This is a genomic window from Streptomyces sp. NPDC015345, assembly GCF_043078805.1.
GTDB lineage: Bacteria > Actinomycetota > Actinomycetes > Streptomycetales > Streptomycetaceae > Streptomyces.
In genome coordinates this window covers 436,022-450,948 of the sequence record NZ_JBIBTX010000007.1, presented here as the reverse complement: position 1 = coordinate 450,948, position 14,927 = coordinate 436,022, and the positions used below count along the sequence as shown (strand labels likewise).

The window sequence follows — 14,927 nt, the reverse complement described above, 5'->3', positions numbered from 1 at the left end:
CTGTGACCCGGGTCAGGAAGTGGCGGAGCTTCTTGGCGTCATCCATGCTTGCGTGTCCCCCGAGGGTGAGACGGAAGTGTGCGTGCGCCCGCGGGAAGGCGCTGGTCGGAGCCGCGACGTCGACAGGAGTCCGGGGTTCAGGAGATCCCGAACTCCTTGCCGATGTAGTCGAAGATCTCGTCGTTGCTTGCGGATTCGAGGTCCTCCACGTCGACGGCTTCCTCGCCGTCGGGAGCCGCGCCGGTGGCGGCGCGCAGCAGCTGCCGCAGCCGTTCCGCCAGCTCGGTTCTTGAGGGGTCGGTTTCGGGGAGGCCCGTCAACAGCGCCTCCAGCCGTTCGAGTTCGACCGCTCCCGGCGCTCTCGCGTCCGCGGCCTCGCCTTCGTCGCCGAAGAGTTCGGTGCCGAGGTGGCGCACGAGCTCCGTCACGGTCGGGAAGTCGAAGATCACGGTGGTGGGCAGCCGCAGACCGGTCGCGGTGCTGAGCCGGTTGCGCAGCTCCACGGCGGTGACCGAGTCCAGGCCGAGTTCGAGGAACCGGCGCCGCGACTCCACCGTCTCCGCCGAGTCGTGGCCGAGGACGGCCGCGACCTGGGCCCGTACGGCCTCGCGCAGCTGCCGGTCGCGCTCGGCCGGTGCGAGCCCGGCGAGGCGTTCGCGCAGCCCGGCCGTGACGGCGCCCGCCGTGGGCTCGTCCGCCGTCAGGACGGCGCGGGCCTCCGGGAGTTCGTCGAGCAGCCGGCTGGGCCGCGTCGCGGTGTAGGCGTGCGCGAACCTCTCCCAGTCGATGTCGGCGATGACGAGGCTGGTGTCGCCGTGCGCGAGGGCCGCTTCCAGCGCGACGGTGGCTCGCTCCGGCGGCAGCAGCGGGACGCCGTGCCGTGCGCTGGTCTCCCCCACCGCGTCGAGGCCCGCCATGCCGCCCTTGGCCCAGGAGCCCCACGCCACGGAGGTGGCCGCGAGTCCTTGGGCGCGGCGGTACTGGGCGAGCGCGTCCAAGTAGGCGTTGCCCGGCGCGTAGTTGCCCTGGCCGGCCATGCCGACGGTGCCCGCGAGGGACGAGAACAGCACGAACGCCGTGAGGTCCAGGTCCCGCGTCAGTTCGTGCAGGTGCCACGCGGCTCCTGCCTTGACCCGAAGGACCCGGTCGAGCTGCTCGGGCGTCAGGGTGGTCAGCGCGCCGTCGTCCAGGACGGCCGCCGTGTGCACGACCGTCGTCAGCGGGCTGTCGCCGGGCACCTCGTCGAGGAGGCGGCGCAGTGCGTCCGGGTCCGCAACGTCACAGGCGGCCGTGGTCACGCGGGCTCCCGCGGCGACCAGTTCGGCTTCCAGCTCGGCGGCGCCGGGGGCCGCCGGGCCCCGCCTGCTGACGAGCAGCAGGTGTTCGGCGCCGCGTGCGGCGAGGCGCCGGGCGACCTGCCCGCCGAGCGCGCCCGTGCCGCCGGTGATCAGCACCGTGCCCTTGCCCGGGGTCCAGTCCTCGGGGGAGGTGTCCCCGAGGGGGGCGCGGACGAGGCGGCGTCCGTAGACGCCGGTCGCGCGGACGGCGACCTGGTCCTCGTCGGCGTCGCCCGCGAGCACCGCGCCGAGCCGTGCGAGGGCACGCTCGTCAAGGTCCCCCGGCAGGTCCACCAGGCCGCCCCAGCGGGCGGGCAGCTCCTGCGCGGCGACCCTGCCGAGGCCCCAGGTCAGCGCCTGGGCGGGGCTGCTGAGCGGGTCGCGCTCGCCGGTGGACACGGCGCCCTGGGTGGCGCACCACAGCGGGATGTCCGCGTCCGCGGCCTCCAGCTCCTTCAGCAGTGCCAGGTTCAGGGCGTACCCGGTCGGCAGGACCGTGGCATCCGTGAAGGGCGTCTCGTCCTGGGCGAGCAGCGAGAGGACACCGGACGCGCCAGGGTGCGCGGCGAGCCCTTCGGCCCATGGGCCCGTGCCTTCGCCGGACGCTGCGGCGACCAGCGGTTCGACGTCGGCGCCCTGGTCGCGCAGGGCTCCGGCGACCGTCTCGTACAGCGTGCCGTCGAGCTGACCGGGCGTGACGGCCACCAACCAGGTGCCGGACAGGGCGGCCTTGGCGCCGCCGGGCAGTGACTTCCAGTGCGCCCGGTACCGCCACGACTCCAGAGCGGCCGCCTCGGCGTGCCGCTGGTGCCAGGCGTTGAGCGCGGGCAGCACGGCGGTGAGCTCGGACCGCGCCGCGTCGAGCCGCAGGGTCTTGGCGAGCTCCTCCAGGTCCTCGCGCTCGACGACCTCCCAGAAGTCGGCGTGCGGGTCCGCGCCCGCGGCGGGGCGGGCCGGTGCCGTGTCGAACCAGTAGTGCTTGGTCTGGAAGGCGTACGTGGGCAGCTCGACGCGCCGGGCACCGCTGCCGCCGAACACGGCCTGCCAGTCCGGTACGACACCTCGTACCCACAGCTCGGCCAGCGAGGTCAGCAGCCGCTGCGGGCCGCCCTCGTCGCGGCGCAGGGTGCCGACCGCGGTGACATCGCGCGCCAAGGCCTCGCCCGCGTCCGAGATCGCGTACGTGAGGACGGGGTGCGGGCTGGCCTCGACGAAGGTGGTGTGGCCCGCGGCGATCAGCGCGTGCACGGTGTCGAGGAAGCGGACGGGCTCGCGGAGGTTGCGGTACCAGTACTCGGCGTCGGCCATGCCGTCAGCGAGCAGTTCGCCGGTCACGGTCGAGTACATGGGTACGTCACCGGAACGCGGCGTCACGGGAGCGGCCAGCTCCAGCAACGCGTCCTTCAACTGCTCCACCTGCGGCGTGTGGGACCCGTAGTCCACGGGGATGCGGCGGGCCCGTACCTCATCGCGCTCACACGCGGCCATCAACTCGTCCAGCGCGGCCGCCTCACCGGCAACCACCGTGGACTGCGGGCCATTGACCGTGGCCACACTGATGCGACCGCTCCACGGCTCGATGAGCTCGACCGCCGCGGCCTCCGCGAGCGGCACCGACACCATCCCGCCCTGACCGGCCAACTCCCGCCCGATCAGCTGACTGCGCAACGCGACGATCCGCGCACCGTCCTCCACCGACAGCACACCCGCCACCACCGCAGCCGCCAACTCACCCTGCGAATGCCCGACCACAGCGGCGGGTTTGACCCCGGAAGCACGCCACACCTCGGCGAGCGACACCATGACCGCCCACAGCATCGGCTGGACGACATCCACACGATCCAGTGACGGCGCCGTCGGCTCCCCCCGCAGAACATCGACCGGCACCCAGTCGATATGCGGCGCCAAGGCAGCCGCACACTGGGTGAAGCGGTGCGCGAACACCGGCGACGAGTCGAGGAGTTCGGTCGCCATCCCGGCCCACTGCGAACCCTGACCAGGGAAGACGAACACCACGTCCGAAGCGTTGCCTTCCGACGCCACGCCCGTGACCACACCGGACGCCGGCTCGTCTTCCTCCAAGGACTTCAGCGCCGCCAGCAACTCCTCACGGTCCGAGCCCAGCGCCACAGCCCGGTGCTCCAGCCCCGCACGCGACGACGCCAACGACCACCCCAGATCGGCGACAGAGGCCTCGGACGACGCGACGAACTCCGCCAGCCGCTCCGCCTGACCACGCAGTCCGGCGGCCGACCGCCCCGAAAGCACCCACGGGACAACACCGCCACCGAAGACCAGCCCAGCCGGACCGGACCCGACCTCGGATTCGGCTTCGGGCGCCTCCTCCGCAGGGGCCTGCTCGACGATGACGTGCGCGTTCGTGCCGCTCACACCGAACGACGACACACCCGCGCGGCGCACCCGGCCCGTCTCGGGCCACGGACGTTCCTCGGTCACCAGCTCCACCGCGCCCGAGGTCCAGTCCACATGCGGCGTCGGCTCGTCGATGTGCAGCGTCTTGGGCACCGCGCCGTGGCGCATCGCCTCGACCATCTTGATGACACTCGCCACGCCCGCGACGGCGGAGGTGTGGCCGATGTTGGACTTCAGCGAGCCGAGCAGCAGCGGACGGCCCTCGGGACGGTCCTGACCGTACGTCGCGAGGAGCGCCTGCGCCTCGATCGGGTCGCCCAGCGTGGTGCCGGTGCCGTGCGCGTCGACCACGTCGACGTCCGCCGCGGTGAGCCCCGCGTTCGCGAGCGCCGTGCGGATGACCCGCTGCTGGGACGGGCCGTTGGGCGCGGTCAGGCCGTTGGACGCGCCGTCCTGGTTGACCGCGGTGCCGCGGATCACGCCGAGGACCTGGTGGCCGTTGCGCCGGGCCCGGGAAAGCGGCTCCAGGAGGAGGACACCGACGCCCTCGCCCCAGGAGGTGCCGTCCGCCGCGGCGGCGAAGGGCTTGCAACGGCCGTCGGGGGCGAGCCCTCGGTTCTGGCTGAACTCGGTGAAGACACCCGGCGTCGACATCACGGTGACTCCGGCGGCCAGCGCCATCGTGCACTCGCCCTGCCGCAGCGCCTGCACCGCGAGGTGCAGCGCCACCAGCGACGACGAGCACGCCGTGTCCACCGTCACCGCCGGACCCGTCAGACCGAAGCTGTACGCGATGCGTCCGGAGGCCACGCTGCCCGCGGCTCCGGTGAACAGATAGCCGCCGGACTCCTCGGTGTTGGTGGCATCGGTGCCGTAGCCGTGCGGGACGGCGCCGACGAACACGCCGGTCCTGCTGCCGCGCAGCGTCACCGGGTCGAGGCCCGCGCGCTCCATGGCCTCCCAGGAGGTCTCCAGGAGGAGCCGCTGCTGCGGATCCATGGCGACGGCCTCACGCGGCGAGATCCCGAAGAACCCGGCGTCGAACTGCCCGGCGTCGTGCAGGAATCCGCCCTGGTCGACATAGCTGGTGCCGGGCCGCGAGGAGTCCGGGTCGTACAGCGCGTCGAGGTCCCAGCCGCGGTTGTCGGGGAGCCCGGATATGGCGTCCCGCCCGTCGAGCAGCATCCGCCACAGGTCTTCCGGGGAGCGGACGTCGCCGGGGAAGCGGCAGCTGGTGGCGACGATGGCGATGGGGTCGTCACCGGCCGCGGCGCGGGCGCCCCCGGCGGCGACGCCCGCCACAGTGCCGGCCGTGGCGCCCGTGCCGCCCGCGCCTTCGGTGCCCTCCGTACCCTCCGTGCCCTCCGTACCGAGGATCCGGTCGCGCAGGTGCTCGGCGAGCCGCAGCGGCGTCGGGTAGTCGAAGACGGCCGTGGGCGCGAGGGGCTGTCCGGTCGCGATGCCGAGGCGGTTGCGCAGGTCCACGGCGGTCAGCGAGTCGAAGCCGGCCTCACGGAACGCCCGGGTGACCTCGACGTCCTGTGCCGAGGACCAGCCGAGGACGGCCGCGGCCTGGCCGCACACCTCGTCCAGGACGACGCGCAGCCGCTGGGCGTCGGTGGGCGCGTCGAGCACCTTCTGCCGGAAGCCGTCGACCGGTTCGGAGACCGCCGCGGAGGGCAGTTCGACCCGCACCGGGCCGCCGGCGGCCGAGGGCGCGAGCCAGTAGCGGTCGCGCTGGAAGGCGTAGGTGGGCAGTTCGACGGGCTCGGTGCCGTCGGCGGCCGGGGCGAAGAGCGCGGTCCAGTCGGGCCGGACCCCTCGTATCCACAGCTGCCCGAGGTTGGTGAGCACCTGGCGGATGCCGCCCTGGTCGCGGCGGAGCGTACCGGCGCAGAGGATGTCGCGCTCGGCGGCGTGCCCGACGGCCTGTAGCGGAGCGGTGAGCACGGGGTGCGCGCTGACCTCCAGGAAGATCCGCTTGCCCGCGTCCAGCATGGTTTCGACGGTGTCCTGGAAGCGGACCCGCCGGCGCAGGTTGTCGTACCAGTACCGGGCATCGAGCGTCGCGCCGTCGATCAGTTCCGAGGTGACGGTCGAGTACATCGGGATCGTGCCGGTGCGCGGGGTGACGCCGGCGGCTCCGGCGAGCAGCGGTTCCTTGATGGCCTCGACCACGGGCGTGTGCGAGGCGAAGGCGGCGGGGACGACCCGCGGGCGCAGCTCGGCCCGCTCGGCCTCCTCGCGCACGGCGGCGAGGGCCTCGGGGAGGCCGCCGACCACCGTGGAGCCGGGGCTGTTGGCGGCCGCGATCCACACGCCCTCGCGTCCCGCGAGCATCTCCTCGACTTGGCCGACGGGCGCGCTGAGGGTCAACAGGGCGCCGTTGCAGTCCAGTTCGGCCGCCGCGAGCCTGCTGCGCAGCACCACGAGACGGGCGCCGTCGGCGAGCGAGAGCGCACCGGAGAAGCAGGCGGCCGCGAGTTCGCCCTGGGAGTGGCCGACGACAGCCGTGGGCACGACGCCGACGGAGCGCCAGACCTCGGCGAGCGAGATCATGACGGCCCACAGCACGGGCTGGAGGACATCGACCTTCTCCAGGCCCCGGTCGTCGCGCAGGACGTCGAGCAGGTCCCAGTCGAGCTCGGCGGAGAGCGCCTCGGCGCAGCGCCGCATGGAGTCGGCGAACACCGGCGAGGTCTCCATCAGCTCGGCGGTCATGCCCGCCCACTGGTGCCCCTGTCCGGGGAAGACGAACACCAGGTCGCCGGGCTCGTCGGCCGCGCGTCCCGTCAGTACGTGGGCGGCGGACTCCCCCGCCTCCAGGGCGTCGAGCCCGGCCAGGAACGTCTCCCGGTCGTCGGCCACCACGACGGCGCGGTGCTCCAGGGCCGACCTGGTCGTGGCCAGGGCGCGCCCCAGTTCCTCGTCCGTCGCGCCGGCTCCGGCCGCGAACTCGCGCAGCCGTGCGGCCTGTGCGCGCAGTCCCGCCGCAGTACGGCCGGAGATCACCCAGGGCAGCGCACCGCCGTCGCGCATCCGTGCCGTGGGCGCGACCCGTGCGGGCTCCTCGACGGGGGCTCCGGCGCCCTCTGGTGCCTGCTCGATGATGACGTGGGCGTTGGTGCCGCTGATGCCGAATGAGGAGACGCCGGCCCTGCGGACCGGGCTGGCCTCGGGCCACGGGGTGCTCTGCGTGGCGAGGCGGACCGCGCCGGTGGACCAGTCCACCTCGGGCGTCGGACCGTCGACGTGCAGGGTGCGGGGCACGAGGCCGTGCCTGATGGCGAGGACCGACTTGATGACGCCCGCGACGCCCGCGGCCGCCTGGGTGTGGCCGATGTTGGACTTGAGCGAGCCGAGCAGCAGCGGCCGCTCCTCGGGCCGGTCCTGGCCGTAGGTGGCGAGCAGCGCCTCGGCTTCGATGGGGTCGCCGAGCGCGGTTCCCGTGCCGTGTGCCTCCAGCATGTCGACGTCGGCGGAGGCGAGACCGGCGCTCGACCAGGCGTCCCGGATGACCTGCTGCTGGGAGAGGCCGTTGGGGGCCGTCAGGCCGTTGGAGGCGCCGTCCTGGTTCATCGCGGAGCCGCGGACGACCGCGAGCACCCGGTGGCCGTTGCGGCGCGCGTCCGAGAGCCGCTCGACCAGGAGCATGCCCGCGCCCTCCGAGAAGCCGGTGCCGTCGGCGGCCGCGGCGAACGCCTTGCAGCGGCCGTCGAGCGCCAGGCCCTGCTGGCTGGTGAGTTCGGTGAAGATGCCGGGCGTGGACAGGACCGTGGCACCGCCGGCGAGGGCCAGCGTGCACTCGCCGCGCCGCAGGGACTGCACGGCCAGGTGCAGGGCCACCAGCGAGGAGGAGCAGGCGGTGTCCACCGTCAGCGCGGGGCCCGTCAGACCGAGTACGTAGGCGATGCGGCCGGAGGCGACGCTGGTGCCCTTGCCGGTGAGCATCAGGCCGTCGAGCGTCTCCGGTGCCTCGTGCAGGCGGGGGCCGTACTCCTGGTCCATCGTGCCGACGAACACGCCCGTCCTGGTGCCGCGCAGCACGTCCGGGTCGATGCCGGCGCGCTCCAGGAGTTCCCAGGAGGTCTCGAGGAGCAGCCGCTGCTGCGGGTCCATGGCGAGCGCCTCGCGCGGGGATATCCCGAAGAAGCGGGGGTCGAAGTCCGTGACGCGGTCGACGAATCCGCCGACGCCGACGGAGACACGGCCCGGCCCGTCGGGGCTCAGCAGCCGCTCCAGGTCCCAGCCGCGGTCGTCGGGGAACTCCGAGATGGCGTCCTGCTCCGAGGTGACGAGGCGCCACAGGTCCTCGGGCGAGGCGACGCCGCCGGGGAAGCGGCAGCTCATGCCCACGATGGCGATGAGATCGTCGTCGGGGTCCGCCGCGCTGTCACGGCCGGGCCCGCGTGCCGCGACGGCCGCGGTGGAGGCCTCTCCGGCGCTGCCCCGCAGGGATTCCAGGTGCGCCGCGAGCCTGGCCGGGGTCGGGTGCGAGAAGAGGGTGGCCATGGTGAGCCGCCCGCCGAGCACGGTGTTCAGCCTGCCGCGCAGATCGCCCAGCATGATCGAGTCGAAGCCGAGATCCTTGAAGGTACGCCGTACGTCGATCTCTTCCGGCGTCCCGTACCCCAGCACGGCGGCCGCCTGGACCCGCACGGCGAGCGCGACGTCCTGCGCCGCCGCGGCCGCTTGGACGGCCGCAGGGGCTTCGGCCCCGGCCTGGGGGGCAACGGCGGCGCCGTCCAGCCAGTAGTGGCGGCGCTGGAAGGCGTACGTGGGCAACTCGACGCGCCGCGCGTCCGTACCGGCGAACACGGCCCGCCAGTCGGGCTCCACACCATGCGCCCACACCTGCGCAAGAGAAGTCAGGAAGCGCCGGATGCCGCCCTGCTCACGCCGCAACGTGCCACCCGCGAACACCTCCACACCCACCGCCTCACCAGTCTCCTCGACCGGCGACGTCAGCACCGGATGCGGACTCACCTCGACAAAGGTGGTATGCCCCGAAGCGATCAGCCCCCGCACCGTGTCGTGGAACCGCACCGGCTGCCGCAGATTACGGAACCAGTACTCCGCATCCGCCGCACCCTCCGCCAACAACTCACCCGTCACCGTCGAGTACATGGGTACGTCACCGGAACGCGCCGTCACGGGAGCGGCCAGCTCCAGCAACGCGTCCTTCAACTGCTCCACCTGCGGCGTGTGCGACCCGTAATCCACGGGTATTCGCCGCGCATTGACACCGTCACGCTCACACACGGCCAGCAACTCATCCAACGCCGCAGCCTCACCGGCAACCACCGTGGACTGCGGGCCATTGACCGTGGCCACACTGATGCGACCGCTCCACGGCTCGATGAGCTCGACCGCCGCGGCCTCCGCCAACGGCACCGACACCATCCCGCCCTGACCGGCCAACTCCCGCCCGATCAGCTGACTGCGCAACGCGACGATCCGCGCACCGTCCTCCACCGACAGCACACCCGCCACCACCGCAGCCGCCAACTCACCCTGCGAATGCCCGACCACAGCGGCAGGCCGCACACCATGCGCACGCCACACTTCCGCCAGGGAAACCATGACCGCCCACAGCATCGGCTGGACGACATCCACACGGTCCAGTGACGGCGCCGTCGGCTCCCCCCGTAGGACGTCGACCGGCGCCCAGTCGATATGCGGCGCCAACGCGGCCGCGCACTCACCGAACCGCTCCGCGAACACCCTGGAGCCGTCGAGGAGTTCGGTCGCCATCCCGGCCCACTGCGAACCCTGACCAGGGAAGACGAACACCACCCCGTCACCCTCACCAGCCCGCACCCCGGACACCACACCCTCGGCAGGCTCACCCGCCGCCACGGCCTCCAACGCCGCCGACAACTCCTCACGACCCGAACCAAGCACCACCGCCCGATGCTCAAGCCCCGCCCGCGACGACGCCAACGACCACCCCACATCAGCAACCGAAGCCTCGGACGACGCAACAAACTCCCGCAACCGCTCCGCCTGCCCCCGCAACCCCGCAGCCGACCGCCCCGAAAGCACCCACGGCACCACACCACCACCAGCCACCAACCCAACCGGACCGGACCCCACCCCGACCCCGGCTGCGACTTCGGGGGCCTGCTCCACGACCACGTGCGCGTTCGTGCCGCCCACACCGAACGACGACACACCGGCCAGCAGCGGCGCGTCCGGCCGTGGCCAGGGGGTGAGTTCGGTCTGGACCTGCAGCCGCCAGTCCTTTAGCGGAATGGCCGGGTTGGGCGTCTCGAAGTTGAGGCTCGCGGGCAGCTCGCCCGCTTCGACGGACAGCAGGACCTTGATCAGGCCCACGATGCCCGCGGCGCCCTCCAGGTGGCCCACGTTCGTCTTGACCGAGCCGACCCGCAGCGGTGCGTCCGCCGGGCGGGTGGAGCCGAGGACGGAGGCGAGCGCCGCCGCCTCGATGGGGTCGCCGACAGCGGTGCCCGTGCCGTGGAGTTCGACGTACTGGATGTCCTCGGGGCGGACGCCCGCCGCGGCGTAGGCGCGGCGGAGCACCTCTTCCTGCGCCTGCCGGCTGGGGGTGGTGAGGCTGTCGCCGCCGCCGTCGTTGTTGACGGCGCTGCCGCGCAGGACGCCGTGGATGTGGTCGCCGTCCCGGAGCGCCTGGGCCAGCGGCTTGAGGAGGACGAAGCCGCCGCCCTCACCGCGTACGTAGCCGTTGGCGCGGGCGTCGAAGGTGTAGCAGCGGCCGTCGGGCGAGAGCCCGCCGAAGCGGGAGACGGTCAGGGTGCCGTCGAAGGTGAGGTTCAGGTTCACGCCGCCGGCGAGGGCGATCTCGCACTCCCCGGCACGCAGGCTCTGGCATGCCATGTGGACGGCGACGAGGGAGGAGGACTGGCCCGAATCAACCGTCAGGCTGGGGCCGTTCACGCCGAGGAGGTAGGAGAGCCGGTTGGCGATCATGCTGCGCTGGAGACCGGCGAGTGTGTGGTGGGAGACGGCTTCGGAGCTGCGCTGTCTGGTGAGGGTGGCGTAGTCGTCGCTCATGGCGCCGACGAAGACACCGGCGCGCTGTTCCGTCAGGCGGTCGGGGGTGACGCCGCCGTTCTCGAGGAGTTCCCAGCCCAGTTCGAGCGCGAGGCGCTGCTGGGGGTCCATGGCCGCGGCCTCGCGCGGCGAGATCCCGAAGAAGTCGGCGTCGAACTGGTCGACGTGGTCCAGGAAGCCGCCGCGCTCGGCGGCCAAGTCGGCTTGATCTTGCGGTCGTTGGGGCCAGCGCCCCTGCGGTAAGGCGGTCACGGCGTCGACTCCGTCGTGCAGGAGTCGCCGTAACCGCGCCACCGAACCGGCCTGCGGCAGGCGGCAGGAGATCCCCACCACCGCTATCTGATCGCCGCCGCCACCGTGCTGCGCCGACCGAGCAGCCCTGGACAAAATTGAACCCCCGCTTAGATCTTCAGATTCGCCGAACTCGTCGACGCAATAGTTTTGTTCCGACGGCCGCCCACAACCGGATTTCAATCGGCAGAAGTGTCGGATTACTTGTCGCGAGTTTCTTGATTCAGCGCGGAAAAAAGAGCAGTTCAAATGCGTACATCAACCCTGCCACACCACTAACGAGGGTGACAATGTGATGGGAGTCACAGGGATCCGGCACCGGACCGCACCATCATGATTTCGTCAAATAACCCCTGACGGCATCCCTGATGACACCGGCCGCGAACCCCCTTGCGCAGTACACCGCGTGGACGGCCCGAAGTCACATGGAGTGTGTTGACAGCCGCTCGTGAGAGACGTAGGACTAGCCAGGGCCGGAAACCACAGGACTAGGCGCACGCTCCCTGGGGAATGTCGGGAGTCGACGGTTATCGCCGCACGCCGGAGTCGGCCGCCCCAAATACGGACCCTCCCCCCACCACCCCGTCCACAAACCCTCGCCAGGGAACAAGGAGCGACTGATGACGCACGCCCCGACGGGCAGCGCCAACGTGTTGACCAGGCCAGGGGCCGGCCTGACCACCAGGATCTCCGACTCCCTGCGAGACGTGGATCAAGCCATCACGAGTCTGCGGGATTTTCACGCGTGGTTCACCGCGTACCGCGACACAGAACAGTCGATGGTTCGTCACATCCCGTTCACGGAGCTGAAGGGGTGGCGATTCGAGGAGTCGAACGGAAACCTCGTTCACGACAGTGGCCGGTTCTTTTCGGTACGGGGTCTGCGCGTTCGTGACGCACCGGGGTCAGTACCTTCTTGGGAACAACCGGTCATCAGTCAGCCGGAAGTCGGCGTACTGGGCATACTGGTCAAGGAATTCGACGGCATACCGCACTGCCTGATGCAGGCGAAGATGGAGCCGGGAAACCATAACGGCGTACAGCTCTCACCCACCGTGCAGGCAACACGGAGTAACTACACCAGGGTGCACGGCGGCCATCCGGTGCCCTATCTCGACTATTTTCGGAATGCCGCACGGCATAGCGTGCTCGCCGATGTGCTCCAGTCGGAGCAGGGCTCCTGGTTCTACCGGAAACGTAATCGAAACATGGTGGTCAAAACCACGGAGGACGTGGAGCTGCTCGACGGCTTCTACTGGCTGTCGGCAGGGCAGCTGCACGCCCTGCTCGCGGTGGACGATCTGGTGAACATGGACGCGCGCACGGTCATGTCCTGCCTCCCGTTGACGGATCCCGCGTTACCCGACTTCCGGCCCCCGGAAGGTGATCCACGATCACTGTATCCGGACGGGACCGACACCGTCCGTTCCGCACTGACAAGATCGTTGGTTCCCGGCCACGGCTCGCTGCACTCCCCCGGCTCGCTGCGCAACTGGTTCACCGGCGCACGGGCGGACTTCGAGGGCGAGGCCACTCTCGTCGGCCTCGGCTCCCTGCGGGGCTGGCACCGCTCCGAGGAGCGGATCTCACACGAATCCGGCCTGTTCTTCGACGTGATGGCCGTGGACGTGAAGACCGGCAGCCGCGAGATCGACGGTTGGACCCAGCCGATGATCCGGGCGCGTGGCCAGGGTGTCACAGCGTTCCTGGTCCAGCGGATCGAGGGCGTGCTGCACGTCCTGGTCCGGGCCAAGCACGAGCCCGGCTTCATGGACGCCGTCGAGCTCGCGCCCACCGTGCAGTGCACCCCGGAGAATTACGCCGTACTGCCGGCCGAGGCCGCTCCCCCGTTCCTGGACGAGGTCCTGAGCGCCCCTGCCGAGGCCATCCGGTTCGACACCGTGCTCTCCGAGGAGGGCGGCCGCTTCTTCCACACCCGCAGCCGCTATCTGATCGTGGAGATCCCCCCGGAGCGCGAGCTCCGGGAGCCCGACGACTTCCGGTGGATGGCAGTCCATCAGCTCTCGGAGCTCGTCCAACACGGCAACTACCTGAACATCCAGGCCAGGAGTCTCCTTGCCTGCCTGCACAGCCTGCTGTGCCAGACCAGAGGGGAATGAACGTGGGCACCACCACTCCGTCGGGTTTACCGCTGAGGGTCGGCGTGCTCGGCGCGTCCTCGGTCGCCGCGCGGCGCACGCTGCCCGCGCTGCGCGACGTGCCGGACACCGTCGTCGCCGCCATCGCCAGCCGGGAGCACGAGAAGGCGGAGCGATTCGCAGCCGACTTCGACTGCGAGGCCGTGCACGGCTACGAGCCGCTCCTCCAGCGGGACGACATCGACGCGGTCTACGTGTCGGTCCCCAACTCCCTGCACCACACGTGGGTGAACGCCGCCCTCGAAGCGGGCAAGCACGTCCTGTCCGAGAAGCCACTGACCACCGGCGCGGCGGACACCGGCGCGCTGGCCCGGGTCGCGGCGGAACGCGGCCTCGTGCTCCGCGAGAACCTCGCCTTCGTCCACCACGGGCTCCACCGGCGCGTCGCCGAGCTGGTCGCGCAGGGCCGCATCGGCCGACTCCGGCACGTCGACGCGGCGTTCTGCTTCCCGCCGCTGCCCGCACACGACGTCCGCTACCGTCCCGAACTCGGCGGCGGTGCCCTGCTGGACGCCGGCATCTACCCCGTACGGCTCGCGCAGTACTTCCTCGGCGACGACCTCACCGTCGCCGGTGCCGTACTGCACGACGACCCGGTCTCGGGCGTCGACGTCGCGGGCAGCGCGGTGCTCGCGGCCCCGGCGGGTCAGATCGCGACGGTCGGCTTCGGCTTCGTGCACACCTACGGCTCGCGCTACACCCTCTGGGGCAGCGAGGCCCGGCTGACCGTGGACCGCGCCTTCACCCCGCCGGCGACCATGGCGCCCGTCGTACGCATCGAGGAGCAGAACCGCACCGAGGAGCTCGTACTCCCCGCCGAGCACCAATTCGCGGGCTCGGTGGCCGCGTTCGCCGCGGCGGTGCGCGAGACCACGTCCACGGGCGTCGACTCCGGCCACCCGGCCTGGGCCGCCACCACCGTACGGACGGCCGAACTGCTCGACGCCATCCACAAGTCGGCGGTCCGCGTCACCTCCGCGGAGGGCCCCTGATGGAGATCATCGGCAAGGGGTTCATCGCCCGCAACCTGGCGGCCGTCGAGGACCGCCACCCCAACGCCACGGTCCTGGCCGCCGGGGTCTCCAGCACCTGGACGAGCTCGGACGCGGAGTTCGAGCGCGAGACGGCCCTGGTGAACGAGGTCAGCCGCAAATGCCGCGCCGAAGGCCGGCTCATGGTGTTCCTCTCCAGCGCGTCCCACGCGCTGTACGGCACCGGGGACGTACCGATGGCCGAGGACGCCGAGCTGCGACCGACCTCCCCCTACGGCATCCAGCGACTGCGCCTGGAGGACATCGTCGCCGGGTCCGGAGCGCCGTATCTCGTGCTGCGGGTGAGCCATGCGACGGGCCGCTGGCAGCGCCCGCACCAACTGCTGCCCTCCTTCGTCCAGCAGGTACGCGACGGCAACGTGCGGGTGTACAAGGGCGCGCACCGCGATCTGGTGGACGTGGCCGACTTGGTCCGGGCCGTCGACGGCCTCCTCGAACAGGGCGTCGAGAACGAGGTGGTCAACGTGGCCTCGGGGACGCCGCTGCCCGTGGAGGCCGTCGTCCACGGCGTCGAGAAGCGTCTGGGACTCTTCGCGCGGCACGAGATCCTCGACGTGCCCTTCAGCCTGACCCGGGTGTCGGTCGACAAGCTCTGCGCCTTGCTGCCCGAGCTGCGACCGGTGGCCGACTCCGACTACCTGGACCGCATGCTCGACCGCTACGTCCCCTATTACTGAACA

4 protein-coding genes are annotated in these 14,927 nt (G+C 71.5%); 3 read left to right on the top strand and 1 reads right to left on the bottom strand.

Annotated features, from left to right (window positions below; all coding sequences use genetic code 11):
• Nucleotides 1-137 precede the first annotated feature (137 nt).
• The gene (locus ACF062_RS29005) at nt 138-11,078 is read right to left on the bottom strand and encodes a type I polyketide synthase (protein WP_392142694.1); all 10,941 of its coding nucleotides are present in this window, start codon (nt 11,076-11,078) and stop codon (nt 138-140) included.
• A 578-nt stretch (nt 11,079-11,656) separates the two neighbouring features.
• Here ACF062_RS29005 and ACF062_RS29000 point away from each other — a divergent pair.
• From ACF062_RS29000 to ACF062_RS28990, 3 genes are read left to right on the top strand one after another with little or no spacing between them, the layout of a single operon-like run.
• Nucleotides 11,657-13,156, top strand: a complete 1,500-nt coding sequence (locus tag ACF062_RS29000; protein ID WP_392142602.1) for an NDP-hexose 2,3-dehydratase family protein — start codon at nt 11,657-11,659, stop codon at nt 13,154-13,156.
• Nucleotides 13,153-14,187: a Gfo/Idh/MocA family protein gene (locus tag ACF062_RS28995; RefSeq protein ID WP_392142601.1), complete on the top strand. Its 1,035-nt coding sequence runs from the start codon at nt 13,153-13,155 to the stop codon at nt 14,185-14,187. Before ACF062_RS29000 ends, ACF062_RS28995 begins: the two co-directional genes overlap by 4 nt.
• Complete coding sequence (locus tag ACF062_RS28990) at nt 14,187-14,924, top strand: NAD-dependent epimerase/dehydratase family protein (protein WP_392142600.1); 738 nt, start codon at nt 14,187-14,189, stop codon at nt 14,922-14,924. The genes ACF062_RS28995 and ACF062_RS28990 overlap by 1 nt, the downstream gene beginning before the upstream one ends.
• The last annotated feature ends 3 nt before the right edge of the window (nt 14,925-14,927 follow it).